This is a genomic window from Kiloniella sp. (genome assembly GCF_965205715.1).
GTDB lineage: Bacteria > Pseudomonadota > Alphaproteobacteria > Kiloniellales > Kiloniellaceae > Kiloniella.
In genome coordinates, this window is record NZ_CBDBHW010000014.1 from 2,116,830 (window position 1) to 2,138,146 (window position 21,317).

A 21,317-nucleotide genomic window follows, 5' to 3' on the forward strand; every position below is an offset into this window, starting at 1 on the left:
TTTCATGAGAAGAGGGTTCAGGGTTAATTTTTTTCTGCTTCTTCTTGTCTGAGTTCTTTTTTAGAAAGCTTACCAATCATCGTTTTGGGAAGCATACTTCGAAAATCCAATTCCCGCGGCATTTCCATCGGAGACAGATATTCTCCTAAAAACTCTATAAGCTCTTCCTCGGACAATTCCTGCCCCGCACACAACTTGATAAAAGCTTTTGGAATCTCCCCGCGACTTTTTTCAGGAATGCCAATAACCGTCACTTCTTCTACAGCAGGGTGCCGGTTTATCGCTTCTTCAATATTACGCGGATAAACATTATAGCCATTACAGATGATGAGATCTTTCAGGCGATCCAACAAATAGACATATCCCTCTGCATCCATGTAACCGACATCACCAGTGCGTAACCGCCCCTCAACAATAGCCCGGCCAGTTGCCTCTTCATTCTTCCAGTAACCGAACATGACTTGTGGACCAGATACACAAAGCTCACCTTTTTCACCCATTTCAAGGAGATGATGAGGCGCTTCTACTGAACGGATTTCCAACAAGGTATCAGGCAGAGCCAAACCAATTGATCCCTCTCTGTTTTCACCTTCCACAGGATTACAGGCACAGACAGGAGAGGCTTCGCTGAGGCCATAACCTTCAACAAGGACACACCCTGTTATGTTTTCAAATTGACGCTTCACATCTAGCGGCAGCGGTGCGCCCCCTGAAATACAATATTTGATGGAAGAGAGATCATATCGACCAACAACCGGAGAATTGTTCACCGCCCCATAAATAGCAGGCACTCCCATCATCAAGGTTGGCTTCTGTTTATCGATCGCCTTAAGCATCTGCCCCAATTGAAATCGTGGCAAAAGGATAATTTCAGCCCCTAGAGCTATCCCCATATTAAGTACTGTCGTCATGGCAAAAACATGGAACATGGGAAGCACCCCCATTATCCGTTCTTCCCCGGGTACCGCGTCAGAAAACCATGCAACAACTTGTTTGGTATTGGCCATGATATTGGCGTGGGTTAACACAGCACCTTTGGGCGTCCCCGTTGTCCCCCCCGTATATTGCAAAACCGCATAATCTTCTGGAGAGACATCTACAGGGTATCCGCCCTCAATTTCACTCGCAAGATCTACAAACTCAACAAACTGATCCCCTGATGGGTGCGTGATTTTATGGAACTGAAGCAGTGAGAAAAGAGCTCCTTTAAGTGTTGGCATAGCTTGAGCGAGCCGACATATAACAATCTTATTTAAAGAGGTTTTTTCGATCTGTTTAGCAGCTTTGTCGCAGAGCTCCTTAACATCCAGCGTAATAAGTATTTCAGCAGCACAATCATTGAGAAGGTATTCAAGCTCTTCAGGCGCATAAAGTGGGTTGGCATTGACAACAATGGCCCCGATTTTGAGTATCGCATAATAACTAATTACAAAATAAGGACAGTTTGGAAGAAACAAGACGACCCTGTCACCTTTTGAAACCCCCTGTCGCTGCAATCCAGCCGCTACGAGCTGGACTTGGTCAAAAATTTCATCGTAACTAAAACTTCGACCAAGGAAATCCACACAGGGTTTACCACCAAATACCGACGTCACCTGCTCCAGGTTTTGGTAAAGAGATTGATTGTTGGGCTGAACCGGATTATTTCTTGAATGAGAACTTACTGGATCTTGCCCAAGACTTTGTGATGCTGACATCAATCAATCTTCCTTTTTTCAAGTTCAACAGCAGGTGTAACATCTCTATTTATGCCAGATACATTATCTTCAACTTCCCCCAAAAAATTGAAAATCTGCTCTCGACAATCACCAATATCCTCGTAGATAATTCCGTGTTTTTCGGCTTCGATCATGACAAGTTCTTTGGCTTTCGAGCCGATAAGTTCGAAAACTTTATTGATCCCTTTGGCGTCAACAATCGGATCATTTGTTCCCTGAAGTAAAAGTATTGGGCAGGTTACTTCGGGTAATTTTCTATGTAGCTCTTCTCTTAATTTATGCAGCTCATATGTCGTACGAACCGGAACACTATGATAGTTCACATCTGGGTGTTCAGAAGGATGCTCTTTAAAAATAGCCTTTTCTTCCATCGTGGGAACCCAACTGGTCAATTTCTCATAACCTTGAGCAAGGTGGGCTAACAACAGGTTGCGGGTTTTAAATTTCCATGGAACAGAAACCGCTACCACGCCGATAATATTCTCTGGGTCGGACGCAGCCTGGAGTAAAGATAAACTTCCGCCGGATGCAAACCCAACAATAGCAATATCGTCAACAAACGCAGATAAAATTTCCTGGCCCCGTGAAATAGAAGCAGACCAATCTATCCAATGTCTGTCTCGAAGATCCCAAGGTGAAGTCCCATGACCTTTAAGTCTCACACCGCAGACGGCATAACCCTTTTCTGAAAGCAACTGACCAAACTCGAACATTTCCGCAGGAGATGCCAGAAGTCCATGTACCAGGACGACACCTATCCGTTTTCTTTTTTCCGGGACAAAAAGAAAAGGCTCGGGAGAAGCCGTAGCAGTCTCCTTTTCATTCATTTCCAGGTGACGGTCTTTGGTATATGTCTTTCGATCACAATCCAGAGACACAAATTCATCATCCAAAAGGTGCCGAGCCATAGCCTCTTTGTTCAGAGACGGTGCTTCCAAAAAGGCTTTTTCAACTCCCATAACCGCGTGATCATTTGGCATGACTTCATTGGCATAAACCCTAATCAGATTGTCCAAACGCACCGTGTTGTAACTATTTTCTTCAACGACAGTATCATCAAAATAATAGTTCTGGGAGTCTTCAGAGACATGCTCATCACAGCCTTCGGATGCGAAGAATTTTTTTAAAGAATTACAGCTCTCACCATTCCAAAGATCCCAATAATTTTCTGGCTTGCTCAGACTCCGATGAAGGTGAGCACCCTCATCTTTTTGGCATTCTTTTACGGCTAGATATAAGATCTTGTGGAATAACTTCTTCTCAATCTTGTTTTCGCCTTTTTGGACAAGATCCCTGATGATTGATGAAGTCAGGTGATAAAGATTAACGGTTACTCCAGCATAAATGGCTTCCATATAATAGTCGCGTAATCGATTTGTTCCGCGAGAACTGCAAAGTTTAAAAATGCGCTCATTCAAGGTTTCAGGGGAAGCATTAAGATTAAAAAAATCATCTAAAGAATTGATTTGTTTAAAGACGCGAGAAAGTAGTCGTTTTTCCCACCAGTACCACACGTGCTGGACTTCGAGTGGTCGACTGACACGGATGTCCATATCACAATCGCGAAGGATAATATTCGCTTCTATGAGGATTTCTTCGACCATCCGGGGGTTGGTGCCCTTGCTAAAAAACTCTGCACTTCGGCTAAGAATATTGTCGCTCGCTCGCAGCGGATAAAAAGTTATGTTGGCAGGAATGATCTCGGTAGGCTTACCCGCAACCGCCAATAACTCCTCGGTTGTTTCCAACTCCAAAGCACGCGCCCAACGCTCTAACCGATCATATTCTCCCTTCTCAAACACGGATAAAACCCGTTGTTTGAAGAGCTCGACGGTAAGGGCGAGAACCGCAGCGCCGGTGTGATGTTTGCGACGCTTTTGCGCGGTAGGAGAAAAGATACTGAAATCACCAGAAGGATCTACCACTTGGCGATCTTTTACCATCCCCCCTTCTGGGAAGATAATAACCTTATGCCCCCTAAGGATTTCACCGGCCAGAAAGGGTAACAATCTTGGATGATCATGAGGAACTGCACCGACCCCATAGAGAAAATTTGAGAATGCATCGTTTCCTTCAAATAACTCACCAGCCGCGACACAACGACAATAACCACCTGTCGCTTCGTGGATTAAATATTGTGGGATAATAGTTTCAAAGCGGGCAAAATGATTGAAGAGATAAATGTCTCCGCCAGGAAAACTATTCGCCTCATCGTGCAAACGGATATTTATCCCCAGGCGACTTTTGACAAGGGAAAAAGCCCGGACACACCAGTCATAAGTAGGTTTAAAATCAAGATCTATTTCTGCGTTCATCTCCCCACCCAGGACTTGATCCGTTTCCCCCTTTAACTTTAAATCAAGGTGTTTCGGACCAATTGATTATAAACAATAGATTAGAACTAAGAGCCTCACTTAAAAGTTATTTTTCTGAGATTTCAGAATTTTAATCCCAATTATTCCTCACTTTACCAGTTAAGCACATTACTGGCTAAGGTAGTATTAAGAATAGACTACTTCGCCTCAAAAAAAAGATCAAACAAAAAGGAGCTGAAAATTTTCAGCTCCTTTTATAAAGTACCTACGATATAAATCCGGATGATTTATTATTAGATAAAACCGCGCTCTTTTAATTGAGCAATAACTTGATCGGCGAGTTCTTCTGGACTGGCAGATCCACCCTCTAGAACAATCTCAGCATTTTCCGGCGGTTCATAGGCAGAATCAATGCCTGTAAAGTTCTTGATATCTCCCGCCCGCGCCTTCTTGTATAGGCCTTTAGGGTCACGTTCTTCACAAACTGCAAGCGGCGTATCCACGAAAACCTCGATGAATTCATTTTCACCCATCAGTTCACGTGCCATACGCCGTTCACTTCGGAAAGGCGAAATAAAGGACACAAGGACGAGCAATCCGGCATCAACAAACAAGTTCGCCGTTTCCGATACACGTCTGATGTTTTCAACACGATCTGCATCGGTAAAACCAAGATCCTTATTCAGACCATGACGGACATTATCGCCATCAAGGGTGTAGGTGTGACGACCTTCTGCAAAGAGCTTTTTCTCAACCAAATTGGCTACGGTGGATTTACCCGCCCCGGAAAGACCCGTAAACCAAAGAACACATGGTTTCTGCCCTTTCTGCTCAGCACGGTTCGCTTTATGAACATCTAGTTCCTGCCAAACGATATTACTCGCACGACGCAGACCAAAATCGATCATGCCTGCAGCAACCGTGGAATTGGTATAACGGTCGATCAAAATGAAAGAACCGGTCTCCCGATTGTCCTTATAAGCATCAAACGGAATGGCACGGTCCAAAGCAAGGTTACAAACCCCGACTTCATTGAGTTCAAGGGTTTTACCGGCCTGTTCTTCAAGCGTGTTGACGCTCACCTTGTGATGAAGATCTGAGACAACAACAGGCACTGTTGTCGAAGCCGTTTTCAAAAGATACGGACGCCCAGGAAGCATCTCTTCATCTTGCATCCACAAGATATGAGCCCGTAGTTGATCGCTTAACTCAGGAATTTCATCAGCTTTGGATAAGATATCACCTCGACTAATATCGATCTCATCGCTGAGGGTAATTGTAACGGCTTGCCCTGCAATCGCTTCATCCAGATCACCATCAAACGTAACAATTCGTTCAATTGTCGAAGTCTTACCTGAAGGGGAAACCGCAAGCTTATCACCTGGCTTGATACGACCGGAAGCAATCGTGCCACTAAACCCACGAAAATCCAGGTTTGGACGGTTCACCCATTGAACCGGCATGCGGAAATCAGTTTCCGTAATATCAGTTGTAACATCAACAGTCTCAAGGTGACCAAGAAGAGTTGGTCCGTGATACCAATGCATCTTCTCACTCGGAGAGATAACGTTCTCACCCTTTAAAGCAGAAATTGGCGTCGTGATGATGTTTGGAATATCCAATTTTTTTGCAAATTCAAGATACTCTTCTACAACCTCGTCATATCGGCTTTGCGAATAATCAACCAAGTCCATTTTATTGACGACCAAAACAACATTTTTGATCCCCAACAATGACACGATGTAACTGTGGCGACGGGTTTGAGTTAAGACACCCTTTCGCGCATCGACGAGAATCAGAGCAAGTTCAGCGCCTGATGCGCCAGTTGCCATGTTACGCGTGTACTGTTCGTGACCGGGCGTATCTGCGACGATAAATTTACGCTGGTCCGTCGAAAAGAAGCGATAGGCGACGTCGATTGTTATTCCCTGCTCACGCTCGGCTTGTAATCCATCCACCAGCAAAGCCAGATCAACATCATCACCTGTTGTACCTACTTTTTTACTGTCATTTTCAATCGCCGCAAGCTGATCTTCGAAAATCAACTTTGAATCATAGAGCATGCGCCCGATTAGGGTGGACTTACCATCATCAACCGAACCACACGTAATAAAGCGTAACAGGCTCTTTTCTTCGTGGGTTTTCAGATAAGCGAGAATGTCTTCAGAGATTAATTTATCTTGATGGGCCATTAGAAGTAGCCCTCCTGCTTTTTCTTTTCCATAGAACCCGCCTCGTCATGATCAATCATGCGACCTTGGCGTTCAGATGTGGTTGTCAGGAGCATTTCCTGGATAATATCCGGCAACGTATCGGCTTCGGATTCAACTGCTCCGGTCAAAGGATAACAGCCAAGCGTTCTAAACCGGATAGATTTCATTTCCGGAGTTTCGCCTTTATCAAGCGGCAAGCGCTCATCATCAACCATAACCAAGATGCCATCGCGCTTAACGACAGGGCGTTTAGCGGCGTAATAAAGCGGTACAATTGGAATATTCTCACTGTAGATATATTGCCAAATATCTAGCTCGGTCCAATTCGAGATTGGGAAAGCCCGGATAGATTCACCCGGTTTGACACGTGCATTGTATGTGTTCCAAAGTTCAGGGCGTTGGTTTTTTGGATCCCAACGGTGGTTTTCTGAACGGAAAGAAAATACGCGCTCCTTGGCTCGGGATTTCTCTTCATCCCGGCGCGCACCACCAAAGGCGGCATCGAACTTGTATTTATCAAGCGCCTGCTTCAGAGCCTCGGTTTTCATAACGTCAGTGTAAAGACCAGAGCCGTGAACAAATGGATTCATTCCTTTTTCACGGCCTTCTTCGTTGGTATGAACGATGAGATCAAATCCGTATTCAGCGGCCATTTTATCACGAAATGCGATCATCTCCTTAAACTTCCACGTCGTATCGACATGCATCAAAGGAAAAGGCGGCTTGGACGGATAGAAAGCCTTACGCGCTAAATGCAGCATAACGGCAGAATCTTTACCAATAGAATAGAGCATAACCGGGTTGCTAAATTCTGCAGCAACTTCGCGGATAATATGGATGCTCTCAGCTTCCAACTGTTTCAAGTGTGTCAGGTACGGGTCGCTCACCGTTATCTCCGAGTCCTGCCATTAAGCAGGTAAATATGAAAAGGTATGCCCTTAAGCAGCCAAAATCTCAACAATTGTCAAGTTTGATAAGCAAGTTAAGGCCCTAAGTATTCAACACCGATTTATGTGACAATGTCTATCACTCAACCGATAAGTTTGTGATTTAGTGTTTACATAACAATTAACAATAATAAAAGAGAAAAATAATTATATAACACAAATTTAATGTATATATATAATTTCCATATATTCACTTAAAATCAATTAGTTAAATAAAGTGAGGTAAAATAAAAATATAATTGTTCAAAATTTTAATTGACCCTCACTTTATTTACACAATAAATATGTTCATTATTTCAAGGCCCAACAAGGAATTTTCAATGAGTTTGGACGGAAATCCTGTATCCCTGTAAATAGTCAGGTTATATTTTTTACATTCTTATCAATAAATCGAAACACCCTATGAATTTAGAATTTTTAACTCCCGAACACCCCTTTGTCAGTCAAACTGGTGTATGGGAGGAAAATAGATGTCTATCCACATATGAAGACCAAGGAAAATTGCCTGCTCTCTTTCTGGATCGAGATGGCGTCATCGTGAAAGAGGTCAACTATTTGCAGCACCCTAATGATGTTGAACTCATCCCCGGGGCTGCGGAAGTTATCGCGACAGCCAATGAAAAAAAGATCCCTGTGATCATGGTGACAAATCAAGCAGGCATTGCTTATGGATATTTTGGCTGGAAAGAGTTTGATGCTGTCCAGCACCAAATCCACAAGGATCTCGAAAAATTAAACGCCCGTATTGATGCCGTATTTGCCTGCCCCTTTCACCAAAAAGGCGATACGATATGGGGCGGACACCCGGATCACGAAGCACGAAAACCTCAACCGGGCATGCTGCTACGCGCATCGGCAATGTTCGATATTGATTATAAAAAATCCTGGATTGTTGGTGATCGAGCTTCTGACATTGAAGCGGGCCGCAATGCCAGCATTGCTGGAGGCCTGCACGTTCTCACCGGACACGGCAGCCGCGACGGAGAAGCCGATCTGGCAAAAAAATTAGAAACATCACAATTTAATGTTCACACAGGTGACTGTATATCAGAGGTTATGACACTGCCATTTTTCAGAGTTTGAGCGTAGGTTTAGGCTTCGTCTCTCAAACGAATTTCCGTAACCCCGCACAGATAGTGACCAACAGCAATGTGCATTTCCTGGATATGGTTGGTGGTGTCTGATGGTACTTTGATGCAGAGATCACAAGCATCGGCGAGTTTACCGCCTCCCTGCCCGGTAAAGCCCATCACAGTGATCCCCATTCTCTTGGCGACCTCGACAGCGGCAACGATATTGGCAGAGTTCCCACTTGTGGTGATACCAACAAAAACATCACCAGATTTACCAAGACCACTTAGTTGTCGGGCGAAAACCTGGTCATATCCATAATCATTGGCAATGGCCGTCAATGCAGAGGTATCTACTGTCAGAGCAATAGAAGGCAAGGAATCCCGTTCTATAATGTAACGACCAACGAGCTCTGCTGCGAGATGTTGGGAATCTGAGGCGGAGCCCCCATTACCGCAAAAGATAATCTTGTTACCTCGTTTTAACGCCTGAACCCATATTTCCGCAGCATTATCCATGACCTCTTCCAAAGCACTCATAGCTTCAAAATTTTTAACAACGGTCTGGCAATAATTTTCAAATGACACGGTTGGCCCCTATAAACATCAAAATCCGGCACGCAAAATCGGTGCTTTACCGATGTAGCACTCGCAGCAGGATCTTTCCAGTAACTAGCTTACAATTTTTCACGAATAGCAGAGAGGCAGGTACCGAGTTCTCTCAACCGATCAAGGTAAGCTGTCAAACGAGTAACTGTCGCCTCATCAGTGAGCTTTAAATTTGCATCAAATTTGCTTTTATAGAGAGGCAAAACAAAGTCAGGTGCAGCCAGAGGATAAGCCCCAAGGCCCCCTAGAGACTGTTTTAATTGTGCCTGAACTTTAACAGTCCCCATCGCGCCCGGGCTTGTCCCCATAATCCCAACTGCAAGATTTTTAAACACGGAGGGAGAACCCCGGGATGCCCAATCAATGGCATTTTTTAGTACTGCTGGCAGGCCAGAATTATATTCGGGCGTAACAACCAACAATGCATCCGCTTTACGAATGACTTCTTTGAAGGCTAACGCAGTATCGGGTGTCTCTTGGGTTTCGATATCTTCGTTAAAAAGAGGAAGATCGGCCAGTTTATCAAAAACTTCAATTGTCACACCTTCTGGAACGGCTTCAATGGCTTCGCGAAGTAAGGCACGATTATATGATCCTTTGCGTAGGCTTCCCACTACTGCAACAATATGAAATGCTTCCTTTTGAGTTTCAGTACCAGCCATTAATTTCCCCTGGGGTTTAACCCCTAATATTTTGAACAAAACAATACTTATTGATCTAAGGAGAAACATCCATCAGATCAAGTATTGCAACATATGTAAAAAATTATTCTAGGAGAGGCGCCTGAAGGAATTCGGGGTCATACCAGTCGCCCTCCTAAATCGTGTAGTGAGATGGCTTTGGCTACTGAAGCCACATTCTTGAGCAACATCAGCAAGAGAGGGGTCTCGCTCACCCAGAAGCTCTTTGGCTTTTTCGATCCGGCGACTAAGTACGTATTGATGAGGGCTCAAACCAACCGATTGCTGGAACATTCGGGTAAAGTGGAAGGGGCTTAATTCAGCAATACCTGCCAAATCTTCAACTGTCATCGCCTGTTCCAAGCAAGCTTCAACAAAATCACGTACCTTTTTCAAGACAAAAGGTGAAAGACCCCCACGACAGGGAGAAGGCGCGAGGCTTTTATTCGTATAGTTGCGCAATAAATGCTGTATCAACAATTGACCAGCATGTGACAAACTCATCTTATCTGAGGCGCTGTCCCAATCAAGAGGCAGAATAATATCCCGGAACAATCGCTCTATGACAGGATCACTTATGAAAGTGAGATCATGAAGTTCAACATGAGCAGGATCGACATCACAGCCTTCGATAATGTGGCGATTGAATTCTTTACGATCGAAGTAAAGGTGCATAAATCTGAAAGGTGCCTCAATACTCCATTCAGAAACCACGCCAGCTGGCATGACACAAACGGCCCCGGGATGCCCTTTTCCTATCGAACGTTCCCCCAGGTGGCGTCGCGTCTTTTTACCGCCCTGCAGATAATAACTTAAGGTATGGTGATTGGCGCGCTCATACTCGGCATAACCATCATCGTTTTGCCAAGTAGCCAAAGAAAGACCACGCCCAATGTCAGTAGACTGACCGGACATTGCCCCTAACCCAAGCAGGGTTTTATATACATACAGTTCTTTGGGTTGCATTTCATCTATACCTAAACTTACTTCCCTTAATTTAACTGAGACACCCAGTTAAGAGAAGTACCGTAAAGAAAATAACCGCAAGAATGTGAAATTTGGCGCAATAAGGTGATATCCCTGTTTCCATAACCAAACTAATGTGTACTCCATTAATTGGCCCATGGCCTTGTCAAATTTTGCACGAAAAAGAAATGGAAATACCGCTGTGAGCGCTCTCTTATATCTTGGTACTGTTTTGATCTGGGGAACAACCTGGATAGCAATTGCCTTTCAGGTCGGCGATGTCTCGGTAGAAGTGTCTGCTTTTTATCGATTTGCCTTAGCCGCGATTATTCAGATCGGCGTTATGGTGATTTTCCGTCGATTAAAATGGGTGCCTTTGACACAACAAAAATGGTTCGTGCTTCAGGGCTGGCTCCTATTCTGTGTGAATTTTCTCTTCTTTTATAACTCGGCCATTCACATTTCCAGCGGCCTGATCGCAGTTGTCTTTTCGCTGGCTACCGTATTCAACATGGCGAATAACCTTATTTTCAATCGAGTGGTACCAACTGTAAGATCAATATTTGGGGCCGCACTGGGTGTAGCTGGTGTTTGCGCCCTCTTCTGGACAGATCTTTCCAGCGGAGACTGGTATGGCACCAACATCACTGGACTATTACTTGCAATTGGGGGGACTTATTGTTTCTCCCTTGGAAATATGGTTTCTCAACACCAACAAAAACAGGGAAGAGATGTTTTAACGGCAAATTCCTACTCCCTTGTATACGGCAGCGTCACTTTGGGTGCTTGGTGCTTATTCCAAGGATACTCCTTTGATATTGAGCTCACGCCAAAATACTTAAGTTCTCTATTCTATCTTGCTATTCCCGGAACAATTATTGGTTTTGCCATGTACCTCAAACTCGTTGGTCGCGTCGGCGCAGAAAAAGCGGCTTACAGCACGGTACTCTTCCCAATCGTAGCCCTCACACTTTCGACGATTTTTGAAGGCTATATCTGGACACCGATTTCTCTTGCGGGTGTCGCCCTGGCTCTTGCTGGAAATCTCGTAATTTTTGCCAAGAAGAGCCCCCTACCCGTTCGAAAAAATGCAACGACTTAGAAAAAGAGACCCATTCAAATAAAACGCTGGGGCACCTTATACCAAAGGAACTCCAGCGTTTTGCTTTATAACACTAAACTTAAATTAAGAATTTCCCCCAACAAGCTCCATACAACTGCTGAACTCTCGAAGGAATTCATCAGCATTTTCCATCGAGAAACAAATTGGCGGTTTGATTTTAACAACGTTATCAAGTGGCCCGTCTGTCGAAAGTAAAATGCCACGGTCTTTCATCAAATTAACCACCTGACTGGCTTCAGTCGTTGCAGGTTCTAGTGTGTCATGATCTCGAACCAGTTCGGCCCCAATGAAGAGCCCTCGTCCGCGAACCTCACCTATCAATGGGTGCCGATCTGCCAATTGCTTAAGCCCGTTCATCAGGTACTCACCAACTCGGGCAGCATTGTTTTGTAAACGTTCATCACGCAACACCTGAAGGACTTCCAGGCCGATTGCACAGGAAACAGGATTACCGCCAAAAGTATTAAAATACTCCATCCCGTTAAAGAAGGCATCAGCAACAGCCCGTGTTGTAATCACTGCCCCCAGGGGATGACCATTTCCTATAGGTTTGCCAAGGGTCACGATGTCTGGAACAACTTCTTGCAGCTCAAAACCCCACATATGACTTCCGACGCGACCAAACCCGACTTGCACCTCATCAGCAATGCAAAGACCTCCAGCTTCACGAACGGCTCCGTAAACTTTGGATAAATAACCCTCAGGAAGGACAATTTGCCCTCCGCAACCAAGCAATGATTCCGCAATAAAGGCTGCAGGCTTTCGGCCTTCACTTACGAGAGCTCTCAGTTGCTCAATGGCCATATCGGCATACTTACTTCCACACTCAGGATCATCCCACTTGATCGGACCGCGATAGCCGTCCGGCATCGGACAAATCTTCACATGTTCAGGGCAGCCCTTCCCACCCTTTCGGTTGAATTTATAGGGACTGAGATCGATCAGAGACGTCAGATTACCGTGGTAGGCATGGTCCACAATCATCATGTCTTTACTATTGGTATAGTTCCGGGACAATCGAAGCGCGAGGTCGTTTGCCTCACTGCCTGAATTGACAAAGAAGCAAACATCTAGTGGCTCTGGAAAAGTCGACAACAACTCCCGCGCATAATTTACGATATTGTCATGAAGATAGCGGGTATTTGTATTGAGTACAGACATCTGTTCGGTCGCAGCGGCCACGACACGTGGATGGCAGTGGCCGACATGGCAAACGTTATTTACCATATCCAAATAACGTTCGCCTTTATCCGTATAGAGATACTGTGCATCAGCTCTGACGACTTTTAAAGGATCAGAATAAGAAAGGCTAAGATTGGGGCTGAGGTGACGGGACCTTTCGGCACGGATGTTTTTAGAGTTTCGAACAACTTCCCCCTGGCATTTCGTCTTCATACCCAAAATAAGGTTTGGGCTTGGACAGACCGAAGACCAGACGTTGACTTCACTCCGAGCAGCAACGCCACAGACATCATTTTCCATGCCCATAAGATCAAGAAGCAGTTGGAAATGCACATGGGGGGCCCAATTTCCATTCTCGGGATAGGGGCCTAGGTAACCAATGATCTCACCCTTTTTGAATTCCTTACCGTCTTCCCAAAGCTCAAGCGAAGTCCGGCTCAAATGGCCATATTTGGTGTAAAAAACTTGCCCATCGTCGGTTTCATGTTCCAGAATAACCACAGGCCCGTAATCATAATCGCGGGTGTTGTCATTGTGCACACACACTTTACCATCCAAAGGCGCATAAAGAGGCTCATAAGCAGCCAAGAAAAGATCAATCCCCAAATGAACAGTTCGCTTTTCATCAGGGTCAACCGTTTTGAAAAAATCACCTTTATAAACATCGCGATCTTCGAGATAGCTACCGACACCAACTGCAGCACCGGCATCATCCATCATTTTAAAGATAACGTTGGTGGCCTCTTCAGCACTTCTTGGTATACCTTCGTCATTTACCGATATTGGGGAGAGATCAAGCACTAAGACATTATCCGGGGAAAGATCGTGCTGGACGATGGGGCCAATTTTATCTGCATTCGCTGATAACCACTGCACCAATTTACGCGCCCCCTTACATGCTTCGAGGCCACAGACATCACGGAAACGATAGTGAACAACTTTCGGATTGATTTGCTCCATCCGCCGCAGAAGATCTCGAACATCTTTTTGGCTAATAAGCAGGTACTCATTATCAGGATTTGCGGCATATTGCTGTGCTGCCATGCAGATCGATTCAGCTAGACGAACACGAATGAGATCGTAAAGAAGGGTTATTTCGTCTTCCGATAAAGGGTTTTCGACATGATACCCTGATACAACATCACAAGCGCGCCCCACGGGATCACTCTGTCCAAGCATCGCATAGGCACAAGCAACCGCCAGTTCGCAAATTCTATGACTCTCGATAAAATCTCCAAAATCAATCAACCCACTAATGTGACCAGCTCCATCAACCAAAATATTATAATCATTGGCATCATTATGAATAACCTGGGCGGGAAGTATATTCAGGCCTTTAGCGTTTTCCTGCTCGAATTTATCGAGAATGTTCATGACAATGAATTGTATATGCTCGTCTTCGATCATCGGAACAAAAGCCCTATGAGCGGAGGCCTGGGCGATGTCCCACAAGAAAGTCCGCTTTGCCCCTTTATGGCTGAAGGATTTTAAGGAGACATCCATTCGTCCCATCAAACGACCGATTTGAGAAAAATCGAGCTCTTTTTTCTGAGCGGCCTTACTCCAGACATCCCCCTCTAACCAGGTTAAAGCCCTAATAAAACGGGTTTCACCTGGGGATCGGCAAATTTATCCGTTATTGAGCCTTTGTTGTTTGGTAATACTCTTGGCAAAGGAAGACTTGGATCTCTCTTGGACAATTGCTCTAAAAGCTTATCCTGTGCATCTAGCCATTCGGCATCCGTTTCGGGTGCATAAAGCTTAAGAACGTAGTCTCTACCTTCTTCGGAAGTAATCCGGAAGTTTTGATCTCTTTCACTCGGCAAGACCGAGGCCTTACCCGATAGTCCATAAAACTCCTGAAACAGGAGTTCCGCCTCTGTCGTATCGTATTTATGGAGAACACTCACAGACATTAGAAAATACCTTCTACCAATACTTTGATTAATTGATCTTAGTATAGGGAATTTACTTGGCGGTATCTTTCGCCATTATGCGCCTTTGATTGTTTTTATGGCAGGTGCCTGATAATCTCCCGACCAACAAAAAATTTCGATATCCACCCTATAAAGATTAAGATTTTTCCGATGCGAGAACTGGATGATACCGACCGCCTGATCCTACAAGTTTTGCGCAAAAATGCCCGCGAAACAATCAAAGGAATAGCGGCTCAGACCAACCTGGCCCGCTCAACCGTGCGTCACCGTCTGCAAAAACTGGAAGACGATGAAATCATAACCGGTTATCGGGTTGAATTGAAAAATGCCTCGACAAGCGGATTTGGAGCCTTTTTATTCCTTAAATTAAAAAAGACCCCTGCAATCGATCTCATAAATGAAATTTCAAGCTTCCCGGAGGTTATCCGGTGCTATTCTCTTGCTGGCAACCCAGACCTATTGGTCGAGGTTCAAGCGGAAACACCCGAGGCCCTGAACGAAATACGGAACAGATTATCGCTCAATCCTGTCGTCTCTGACCTCCAAACATCTTTGGTCCTCAACCGGGAACTTGATGCTTAGAGTAATTAGTCGTCCTCTTTTACCAGTCGACCTTCTTCAGCTTTAAAAAAGAATTGGCTTGCGATCAACCAGCCCTTAAGCGGCCTTAGCGGCAGGACGCAGGTAAGTAAAATCATCGGTACGGTTGTGAGGAGGTGCGCCCAAAGCGGAGGTTCGATTTTAACTTCAAACCAAAGCACAAAGATGACGACGGGAATGCAAAACAACATTTGGATGAAAAACGCGGGCCCATCGGCTGGGTCTGCAAAAGAGTAATCTAACCCGCAGGATTCACACCCTGGAGCAACCGTCAAAAAGCCGTTGAATATCTTACCTTCTCCGCATCGTGGACATTTACCCCGTGTGCCGGTTTTCATTGCAGGCAATTTTGGATAGGTCTTTTCGTTCTCGTTTTGCATGTTAATTCCCACATTTTTTTAATCAGCCTCCAGATATTCAACGAATAACGAGACTGAGTGTATTGCGTAATAGATAGTGGGATTTCGCGCTTTAGACGAGAGTTATCGGGCGCTACACAACGTCGCAGCGCCCAAAGCATTCAATTTAACCGAGTTCAAAAGAGGTAACGCCATAGATTTTATCCAGAGGAAGCTCAGGCTTTTCACCTTTATACATCCGGGCCGTTTCAAAGCTTTGTACCAACCCGTAACGCTCGGCAAGCATAAGGCCTTCTGTATTAACTTCTGGTACATCGAGAATGATTTTTCCGCCATCGACTTTAGCGCATAAGGCCTGAAAAATTGTATTCGCAACCTCAGGGTTTTCGGCAAATAACGGACCCGTTTTATATCCATCTGCATAGGGACGGATCACGCCATAGCCCTTAACAACCCCATCGTCGAGGTAGGCAAATCCAATGTGCCCCTCTTCACCCAGCCAAGCATTTAAAAAGCTTTTGCGATTATCAAAGAAATATTTCTCATCAAAGGTAATCAGCTTCTGCTTAGGCAAAGTCCGAATATCAAACAATGCCTTTAGGTTCGGAAGAGTTGCTTCTGGTGTTCCCTCAAAACGAATATTTCTGTGAGAGAGCGAAAATCCTGATTTGATATAATTATCTTGCTGATCTACAACCCCGTCCAGACCAATTACACGCCCTTCGAGGCTCGACATCGCATGATTCCAAACTTGGATTCCGTAACCCTTGCCACGCCAAGGTTCCCGCACGATATAAAACCCGACAAAACCATATTCCATGCCGTATTTGACAGCCGATATACAAGCAATCGGTTCACCATTAAGAAGACCGATAAAGAATCCCGTCTTATCTGCCTGATAAAAACACTGAATGTCGCGCAAACCGGGGTTCCACCCTTCACCAGCGGCGAGATCACACAAGAACTGGATTTCATCTTCAGCTACCAACCGAATTTCAAAATGATCTCTAGATGTATCTTCTGTCACGAAATTAACCTTTTAGAATAGTGTATTACGGTGGTACGATAGAGCTACGCTAACTTTTTAGCCACGCGAAATGTAGCAAAAAAATGTGTCAAAAATTGGAACCCATTCGATCATGACCCCCAATGAAGTAATTCACCTTTCACATTACAATGCCTGGGCGAACAAAACTCTGTATGCTGCCTGTTCCGAGCTCTCGGAAACAGAATACAAACTAGAACGAAAAAGTTATTTTGGATCAATCCACAATACACTTAATCATATCCTCGTGGGCGATCGTATCTGGTTTGGTCGCCTAGAAGATGTTCCTGAAAACCTCGCTCTTGGAGATATCCTTTACGAAGATTTCAACAATTTAAGATCAGCCCGCGAAATTGAAGACCAGCGGATCATCTCTTTTGCAAAGAACATTACTCAAGACAGACTGGATGGTGAACTCTCTTACCAGAATATCGCTGGTAACTTTCATGACGAGGCTCTTCTCCGCTTTGTTGAGTAGAAAAAGATGCCGACCGCCAAGTAACCTGTTGATATGTATGGTTTCTGATAACTTTACATAGAGCAGGTATATGACAATCAACATCTCGCAGCATATTTTAGGCCTCAAAGGGCAACGTGTAAATGAAATTAAACTGGATGACGGCGGTGTTAAGATTGTCATTCACTGCAGCCGAGACGCGCGTAGGAGGGCTATAGACCCTGCTACAGGCCAGAAGGGAAGCATCAACCAGCATGTCCGCCGACAAGTAAACGACATCCCCCTTTTTGGGTATCCTTGTGTGGTCGAGATTGAGCTGGCGCAGGTTTATATTAACAAGGGCGAACGCCGCATTGAGGGGTGTGATTTTGTTGATAAAGGGTGCCGTTTCACTCACCGATTTTGCCGACTGATCAGTGGATTATGTCGGCATATGTCTATTCAAGCGGTTTCCAGACATTTGGATATACGATGGGAAACGGTCAAGAATATCGACAGGGCATACCTTATTGAAACTCTCCCTACGCTTGATCCTGCAGAGCTAACTGGCTTGGAATATATTGGTGTAGATGAAGTTGCCCGGGCGAAAGGTCATGACTACATGACGGTGGTCTACGATATGGTTGGCGGTCATCTGATCTGGGTTGAAGCAGGCCGAACTGCCGAGGTTTTTTCAAGGTTTTTGAAACAACTGCAACCAGATACAGCCTGCAAAATAAAGGCCGTAGCGATGGATATGGGGCCTGCCTACCAAAAGGCTGTCAGAGAGTCCTTGCCGTTGGCCGACATAGTATTTGACCGTTTCCACGTCATGAAAAACTACAGCAAAGCTATCCATAATCAGCGTCGACTTGAGTTCAGAAAGGCCGATCCAAGTGGTAAAGAGTTGATGAAAGGGACACATTATCTGTTGCTCAAAAATGCGGATAAGTTGAGTGAAAAACAAAGTGACAAGCTGCAAAGGTTGCTGGAGAGCAATAGCAACCTGAATGCACTTTACGTCTTGAAAGAACAGCTTCAGCTGCTGTGGAGTGCCGCTTCATTTGAGGCGATGGCGGAGCAACTGGAACGTTGGTGCCTGATAGCAGATCAGTCACAGATGCTCTATCTAAAAAAGTTCGCGAAATCCCTACGGAAACATTGTGTGGGCATCTGCAACTACGCCAAACACAAGCTCACAAGCGCCAGGATAGAGGCTGGTAATGTCAGTATAGGAATGATCCGTAAGCGAGCCAGAGGCATCAAGGATACCGAATACTTCAAACTCAAAATTAGACAATCATCCATTCCAGATAATCAATCTATGCTCTATTTGGCTCTTCTCCGCTTTGTTGAGTAGAAAAAGATGCCGACCGCCAAGTAACCTGTTGATATGTATGGTTTCTGATAACTTTACATAGAGCAGGTATATGACAATCAACATCTCGCAGCATATTTTAGGCCTCAAAGGGCAACGTGTAAATGAAATTAAACTGGATGACGGCGGTGTTAAGATTGTCATTCACTGCAGCCGAGACGCGCGTAGGAGGGCTATAGACCCTGCTACAGGCCAGAAGGGAAGCATCAACCAGCATGTCCGCCGACAAGTAAACGACATCCCCCTTTTTGGGTATCCTTGTGTGGTCGAGATTGAGCTGGCGCAGGTTTATATTAACAAGGGCGAACGCCGCATTGAGGGGTGTGATTTTGTTGATAAAGGGTGCCGTTTCACTCACCGATTTTGCCGACTGATCAGTGGATTATGTCGGCATATGTCTATTCAAGCGGTTTCCAGACATTTGGATATACGATGGGAAACGGTCAAGAATATCGACAGGGCATACCTTATTGAAACTCTCCCTACGCTTGATCCTGCAGAGCTAACTGGCTTGGAATATATTGGTGTAGATGAAGTTGCCCGGGCGAAAGGTCATGACTACATGACGGTGGTCTACGATATGGTTGGCGGTCATCTGATCTGGGTTGAAGCAGGCCGAACTGCCGAGGTTTTTTCAAGGTTTTTGAAACAACTGCAACCAGATACAGCCTGCAAAATAAAGGCCGTAGCGATGGATATGGGGCCTGCCTACCAAAAGGCTGTCAGAGAGTCCTTGCCGTTGGCCGACATAGTATTTGACCGTTTCCACGTCATGAAAAACTACAGCAAAGCTATCCATAATCAGCGTCGACTTGAGTTCAGAAAGGCCGATCCAAGTGGTAAAGAGTTGATGAAAGGGACACATTATCTGTTGCTCAAAAATGCGGATAAGTTGAGTGAAAAACAAAGTGACAAGCTGCAAAGGTTGCTGGAGAGCAATAGCAACCTGAATGCACTTTACGTCTTGAAAGAACAGCTTCAGCTGCTGTGGAGTGCCGCTTCATTTGAGGCGATGGCGGAGCAACTGGAACGTTGGTGCCTGATAGCAGATCAGTCACAGATGCTCTATCTAAAAAAGTTCGCGAAATCCCTACGGAAACATTGTGTGGGCATCTGCAACTACGCCAAACACAAGCTCACAAGCGCCAGGATAGAGGCTGGTAATGTCAGTATAGGAATGATCCGTAAGCGAGCCAGAGGCATCAAGGATACCGAATACTTCAAACTCAAAATTAGACAATCATCCATTCCAGATAATCAATCTATGCTCTATTTGAAATCCTAAATCTACTCAACAAAGCGGAGAAGTGCCCATGACGATCCTATGAACATTATAATCCGTCATATTTTTAACCACCAAACCCATCATAGAGGGCAGGTCCACAGCTTATTAAGCCAAACAGAAATTGCCCCTCCTTCTCTCGATATACTCTATTTTGTGCGGGAAAATGACTAACCCTCCGTACTGCTTCATGAGAAAAGGTCCATTTGCCGTGATGACTTTTTTGTATCGCGAAACTGATTCGGTACACTAAAAATCTCAGTGTCGAGTTGCCTCAGCGATCTTCGATTAAGACCGTATCTTTGTCGGGATAGATTAACACGATCAGCGATTAACTTGGCGAATACTCCCTCTCCTCGCATCCGTTTCCCCCACCGGGCATCGTAATCCTTGCCGCCTCGCATTGACTGTAAAGTATTCATTACGCGGCTAGCCCGATCAGGATAATGCATACGTAACCATTCCATCCAAAGATCACGGATTTCCCCAGGCAACCGTAATAACACGTAACTACAGCTAACAGCACCAGCACGTGCCGATAACCCGAGTACACGTTCAATTTCATGATCATTTAAAGCCGGTATTATCGGTGCCATCAGCACAGAGACCGGTACACCTCGTTGCGTCAACTCTCTTATCGCATCTAGACGTCGCATTGGCGTGGAAGCCCGGGGCTCCATTGTTCGCGCAAGTTTTCGATCAAGAGTGGTCACGGACACCGCCACAGAAACAAGGTTTTTCCGCGCCATCCGCTCCAGGATATCTGCATCACGCATAACCAGGTATCCCTTGGTGATTATACCAACGGGCTGGTTAAATGCCTCACAGACTTCCAAGGCCTGACGGGTAATTTTTTGCTCGCGCTCGATAGGCTGGTAGGGATCCGTATTGGCACCAAAAGCGATAACCTTGCAGTTATAGGACTTCTTCGACAACTCTTGCTCTAAAAGGCTTGCAGCATCATCCTTAACATAAATAAGTCTTTCAAAATCAATACCCGGCGACAATCCGAGATAAGCATGGGACGGCCGGGCAAAGCAGTAAATACAACCGTGTTCGCACCCCTTATAGGGGTTAAAAGACAGATCGAATGGAATATCTGGTGAGGAATTTTTTGAAATTACTGAGCGGCTCGGATCAGAAATGATTTCAGTTCTGGATTTCTCTGCATCATCCAAACTCCCCCATCCATCATCGACACGAAGGCGCTCTGACCGCTCAAACCGCCCAACCCTGTTGGTAACCGCCCCACGCCCACGGATTGTTTTCGGGTGTAAGTCATCGGTAATATCAAAACTATTATTCTGATCTTCAGTCATTGTCTGATTTGTCATACCGTAGCTTAACGCCATCAGAACAAACAGGGAACAAATTTATTATTAAAAATAAATTTTCTCTTATATTCAGAAACTTAACCTAACACTTAATGATGACAAAATAGCCCTGTTGGTAAGGAC

At 45.0% G+C, this 21,317-nt stretch carries 20 protein-coding genes; 7 read left to right on the forward strand and 13 right to left on the reverse strand.

The window, feature by feature from the left end:
- Positions 1 to 23 precede the first annotated feature (23 nt).
- The 4 genes from ACOGW3_RS27245 to cysD all read right to left on the reverse strand — a co-directional run bounded on the left by ACOGW3_RS27245 (position 24) and on the right by cysD (position 7,118).
- On the reverse strand, positions 24 to 1,697 hold the full coding sequence (locus ACOGW3_RS27245; RefSeq protein ID WP_419905799.1) for a long-chain-fatty-acid--CoA ligase: 1,674 nt from the start codon (positions 1,695 to 1,697) through the stop codon (positions 24 to 26).
- On the reverse strand, positions 1,697 to 4,033 hold the full coding sequence (locus ACOGW3_RS27250) for an alpha/beta fold hydrolase (RefSeq protein ID WP_419905800.1): 2,337 nt from the start codon (positions 4,031 to 4,033) through the stop codon (positions 1,697 to 1,699). The genes ACOGW3_RS27245 and ACOGW3_RS27250 overlap by 1 nt, the downstream gene beginning before the upstream one ends.
- Before the next feature lie 293 nt (positions 4,034 to 4,326).
- Positions 4,327 to 6,225 (reverse strand): sulfate adenylyltransferase subunit CysN, encoded by a 1,899-nt coding sequence (gene cysN, locus ACOGW3_RS27255; RefSeq protein WP_419905801.1) that lies wholly within the window; start codon positions 6,223 to 6,225, stop codon positions 4,327 to 4,329.
- Positions 6,225 to 7,118, reverse strand: coding sequence for a sulfate adenylyltransferase subunit CysD (gene cysD / locus ACOGW3_RS27260; RefSeq protein WP_419906004.1), 894 nt, complete (start codon positions 7,116 to 7,118; stop codon positions 6,225 to 6,227). Before cysD ends, cysN begins: the two co-directional genes overlap by 1 nt.
- Positions 7,119 to 7,595: 477 nt before the next feature.
- On the opposite strand from cysD, the gene ACOGW3_RS27265 reads away from it, so the two are divergent.
- A complete protein-coding gene (locus tag ACOGW3_RS27265) occupies positions 7,596 to 8,276 on the forward strand; it encodes a D-glycero-alpha-D-manno-heptose-1,7-bisphosphate 7-phosphatase (RefSeq protein WP_419905802.1) in 681 nt (226 codons plus the stop codon).
- 8 nt (positions 8,277 to 8,284) lie between these two features.
- On the opposite strand, the gene ACOGW3_RS27270 is transcribed toward ACOGW3_RS27265, so the two are convergent.
- The 3 genes from ACOGW3_RS27270 to ACOGW3_RS27280 all read right to left on the reverse strand — a co-directional run bounded on the left by ACOGW3_RS27270 (position 8,285) and on the right by ACOGW3_RS27280 (position 10,467).
- Positions 8,285 to 8,851: a D-sedoheptulose-7-phosphate isomerase gene (locus ACOGW3_RS27270; protein ID WP_419905803.1), complete on the reverse strand. Its 567-nt coding sequence runs from the start codon at positions 8,849 to 8,851 to the stop codon at positions 8,285 to 8,287.
- Between the two features lie 89 nt (positions 8,852 to 8,940).
- Positions 8,941 to 9,534 (reverse strand): NADPH-dependent FMN reductase, encoded by a 594-nt coding sequence (locus ACOGW3_RS27275; protein WP_419905804.1) that lies wholly within the window; start codon positions 9,532 to 9,534, stop codon positions 8,941 to 8,943.
- A 108-nt stretch (positions 9,535 to 9,642) separates the two neighbouring features.
- The gene (locus ACOGW3_RS27280) at positions 9,643 to 10,467 is read right to left on the reverse strand and encodes a helix-turn-helix domain-containing protein (RefSeq protein WP_419905805.1); all 825 of its coding nucleotides are present in this window, start codon (positions 10,465 to 10,467) and stop codon (positions 9,643 to 9,645) included.
- A 253-nt stretch (positions 10,468 to 10,720) separates the two neighbouring features.
- Between ACOGW3_RS27280 and ACOGW3_RS27285 the strand changes: the two genes are divergently transcribed.
- On the forward strand, positions 10,721 to 11,620 hold the full coding sequence (locus ACOGW3_RS27285) for a DMT family transporter (protein WP_419905806.1): 900 nt from the start codon (positions 10,721 to 10,723) through the stop codon (positions 11,618 to 11,620).
- A gap of 84 nt (positions 11,621 to 11,704) precedes the next feature.
- On the opposite strand, the gene ACOGW3_RS27290 is transcribed toward ACOGW3_RS27285, so the two are convergent.
- Both ACOGW3_RS27290 and ACOGW3_RS27295 read right to left on the reverse strand, forming a co-directional pair.
- Positions 11,705 to 14,452: an aminotransferase class III-fold pyridoxal phosphate-dependent enzyme gene (locus ACOGW3_RS27290; RefSeq protein ID WP_419906005.1), complete on the reverse strand. Its 2,748-nt coding sequence runs from the start codon at positions 14,450 to 14,452 to the stop codon at positions 11,705 to 11,707.
- On the reverse strand, positions 14,410 to 14,739 hold the full coding sequence (locus tag ACOGW3_RS27295; RefSeq protein WP_419905807.1) for a phosphotransferase: 330 nt from the start codon (positions 14,737 to 14,739) through the stop codon (positions 14,410 to 14,412). Before ACOGW3_RS27295 ends, ACOGW3_RS27290 begins: the two co-directional genes overlap by 43 nt.
- Before the next feature lie 171 nt (positions 14,740 to 14,910).
- Between ACOGW3_RS27295 and ACOGW3_RS27300 the strand changes: the two genes are divergently transcribed.
- Positions 14,911 to 15,342: an Lrp/AsnC family transcriptional regulator gene (locus ACOGW3_RS27300; protein WP_419905808.1), complete on the forward strand. Its 432-nt coding sequence runs from the start codon at positions 14,911 to 14,913 to the stop codon at positions 15,340 to 15,342.
- Between the two features lie 5 nt (positions 15,343 to 15,347).
- Here ACOGW3_RS27300 and ACOGW3_RS27305 read toward each other — a convergent pair whose 3' ends face one another.
- Positions 15,348 to 15,740, reverse strand: a complete 393-nt coding sequence (locus ACOGW3_RS27305; RefSeq protein ID WP_419905809.1) for a DUF983 domain-containing protein — start codon at positions 15,738 to 15,740, stop codon at positions 15,348 to 15,350.
- A 145-nt stretch (positions 15,741 to 15,885) separates the two neighbouring features.
- Positions 15,886 to 16,746, reverse strand: a complete 861-nt coding sequence (locus tag ACOGW3_RS27310) for a GNAT family N-acetyltransferase (protein ID WP_419905810.1) — start codon at positions 16,744 to 16,746, stop codon at positions 15,886 to 15,888.
- Between the two features lie 112 nt (positions 16,747 to 16,858).
- Here ACOGW3_RS27310 and ACOGW3_RS27315 point away from each other — a divergent pair, with 112 nt between their 5' ends.
- A complete protein-coding gene (locus ACOGW3_RS27315; RefSeq protein ID WP_419906006.1) occupies positions 16,859 to 17,242 on the forward strand; it encodes a DinB family protein in 384 nt (127 codons plus the stop codon).
- A gap of 70 nt (positions 17,243 to 17,312) precedes the next feature.
- Positions 17,313 to 18,560, forward strand: coding sequence for an ISL3 family transposase (locus tag ACOGW3_RS27320; RefSeq protein WP_419902967.1), 1,248 nt, complete (start codon positions 17,313 to 17,315; stop codon positions 18,558 to 18,560).
- Here the strand turns inward: ACOGW3_RS27320 and ACOGW3_RS27325 are convergent.
- The gene (locus ACOGW3_RS27325) at positions 18,501 to 18,644 is read right to left on the reverse strand and encodes a hypothetical protein (protein WP_419904612.1); all 144 of its coding nucleotides are present in this window, start codon (positions 18,642 to 18,644) and stop codon (positions 18,501 to 18,503) included. The two genes, ACOGW3_RS27320 and ACOGW3_RS27325, sit on opposite strands and share 60 nt — an antisense overlap.
- Between ACOGW3_RS27325 and ACOGW3_RS27330 the strand changes: the two genes are divergently transcribed.
- Together ACOGW3_RS27330 and ACOGW3_RS27335 are read left to right on the forward strand one after the other, a co-directional pair.
- Positions 18,631 to 19,863 carry an ISL3 family transposase gene (locus tag ACOGW3_RS27330; RefSeq protein WP_419901077.1) on the forward strand — a complete coding sequence of 411 codons (1,233 nt, stop codon included), beginning with the start codon at positions 18,631 to 18,633 and terminating at the stop codon, positions 19,861 to 19,863. The genes ACOGW3_RS27325 and ACOGW3_RS27330 overlap by 14 nt on opposite strands.
- A gap of 39 nt (positions 19,864 to 19,902) precedes the next feature.
- A complete protein-coding gene (locus ACOGW3_RS27335; protein WP_419905811.1) occupies positions 19,903 to 20,034 on the forward strand; it encodes a DinB family protein in 132 nt (43 codons plus the stop codon).
- Between the two features lie 14 nt (positions 20,035 to 20,048).
- On the opposite strand, the gene ACOGW3_RS27340 is transcribed toward ACOGW3_RS27335, so the two are convergent.
- Entirely contained in the window at positions 20,049 to 21,194 is a 1,146-nt protein-coding gene (locus ACOGW3_RS27340; RefSeq protein ID WP_419905812.1) for a PA0069 family radical SAM protein, read from the reverse strand.
- Between the last annotated feature and the right edge of the window lie 123 nt (positions 21,195 to 21,317).

Excerpts from the sequence above, each read along its gene's own strand:
- ACOGW3_RS27245 (WP_419905799.1), bottom strand. The coding sequence starts at position 1,697 with ATGTCAGCATCACAAAGTCTTGGGCAAGATCCAGTAAGTTCTCATTCA.
- ACOGW3_RS27250 (WP_419905800.1), bottom strand. The coding sequence starts at position 4,033 with ATGAACGCAGAAATAGATCTTGATTTTAAACCTACTTATGACTGGTGT.
- cysN (WP_419905801.1), bottom strand. The coding sequence starts at position 6,225 with ATGGCCCATCAAGATAAATTAATCTCTGAAGACATTCTCGCTTATCTG.
- ACOGW3_RS27265 (WP_419905802.1), top strand. The coding sequence starts at position 7,596 with ATGAATTTAGAATTTTTAACTCCCGAACACCCCTTTGTCAGTCAAACT.
- ACOGW3_RS27275 (WP_419905804.1), bottom strand. The coding sequence starts at position 9,534 with ATGGCTGGTACTGAAACTCAAAAGGAAGCATTTCATATTGTTGCAGTA.
- ACOGW3_RS27280 (WP_419905805.1), bottom strand. The coding sequence starts at position 10,467 with ATGTCCGGTCAGTCTACTGACATTGGGCGTGGTCTTTCTTTGGCTACT.
- ACOGW3_RS27295 (WP_419905807.1), bottom strand. The coding sequence starts at position 14,739 with ATGTCTGTGAGTGTTCTCCATAAATACGATACGACAGAGGCGGAACTC.
- ACOGW3_RS27300 (WP_419905808.1), top strand. The coding sequence starts at position 14,911 with ATGCGAGAACTGGATGATACCGACCGCCTGATCCTACAAGTTTTGCGC.
- ACOGW3_RS27305 (WP_419905809.1), bottom strand. The coding sequence starts at position 15,740 with ATGCAAAACGAGAACGAAAAGACCTATCCAAAATTGCCTGCAATGAAA.
- ACOGW3_RS27315 (WP_419906006.1), top strand. The coding sequence starts at position 16,859 with ATGACCCCCAATGAAGTAATTCACCTTTCACATTACAATGCCTGGGCG.
- ACOGW3_RS27320 (WP_419902967.1), top strand. The coding sequence starts at position 17,313 with ATGACAATCAACATCTCGCAGCATATTTTAGGCCTCAAAGGGCAACGT.
- ACOGW3_RS27330 (WP_419901077.1), top strand. The coding sequence starts at position 18,631 with ATGACAATCAACATCTCGCAGCATATTTTAGGCCTCAAAGGGCAACGT.
- ACOGW3_RS27325 (WP_419904612.1), bottom strand. The coding sequence starts at position 18,644 with ATGTTGATTGTCATATACCTGCTCTATGTAAAGTTATCAGAAACCATA.
- ACOGW3_RS27335 (WP_419905811.1), top strand. The coding sequence starts at position 19,903 with ATGAACATTATAATCCGTCATATTTTTAACCACCAAACCCATCATAGA.
- ACOGW3_RS27340 (WP_419905812.1), bottom strand. The coding sequence starts at position 21,194 with ATGACAAATCAGACAATGACTGAAGATCAGAATAATAGTTTTGATATT.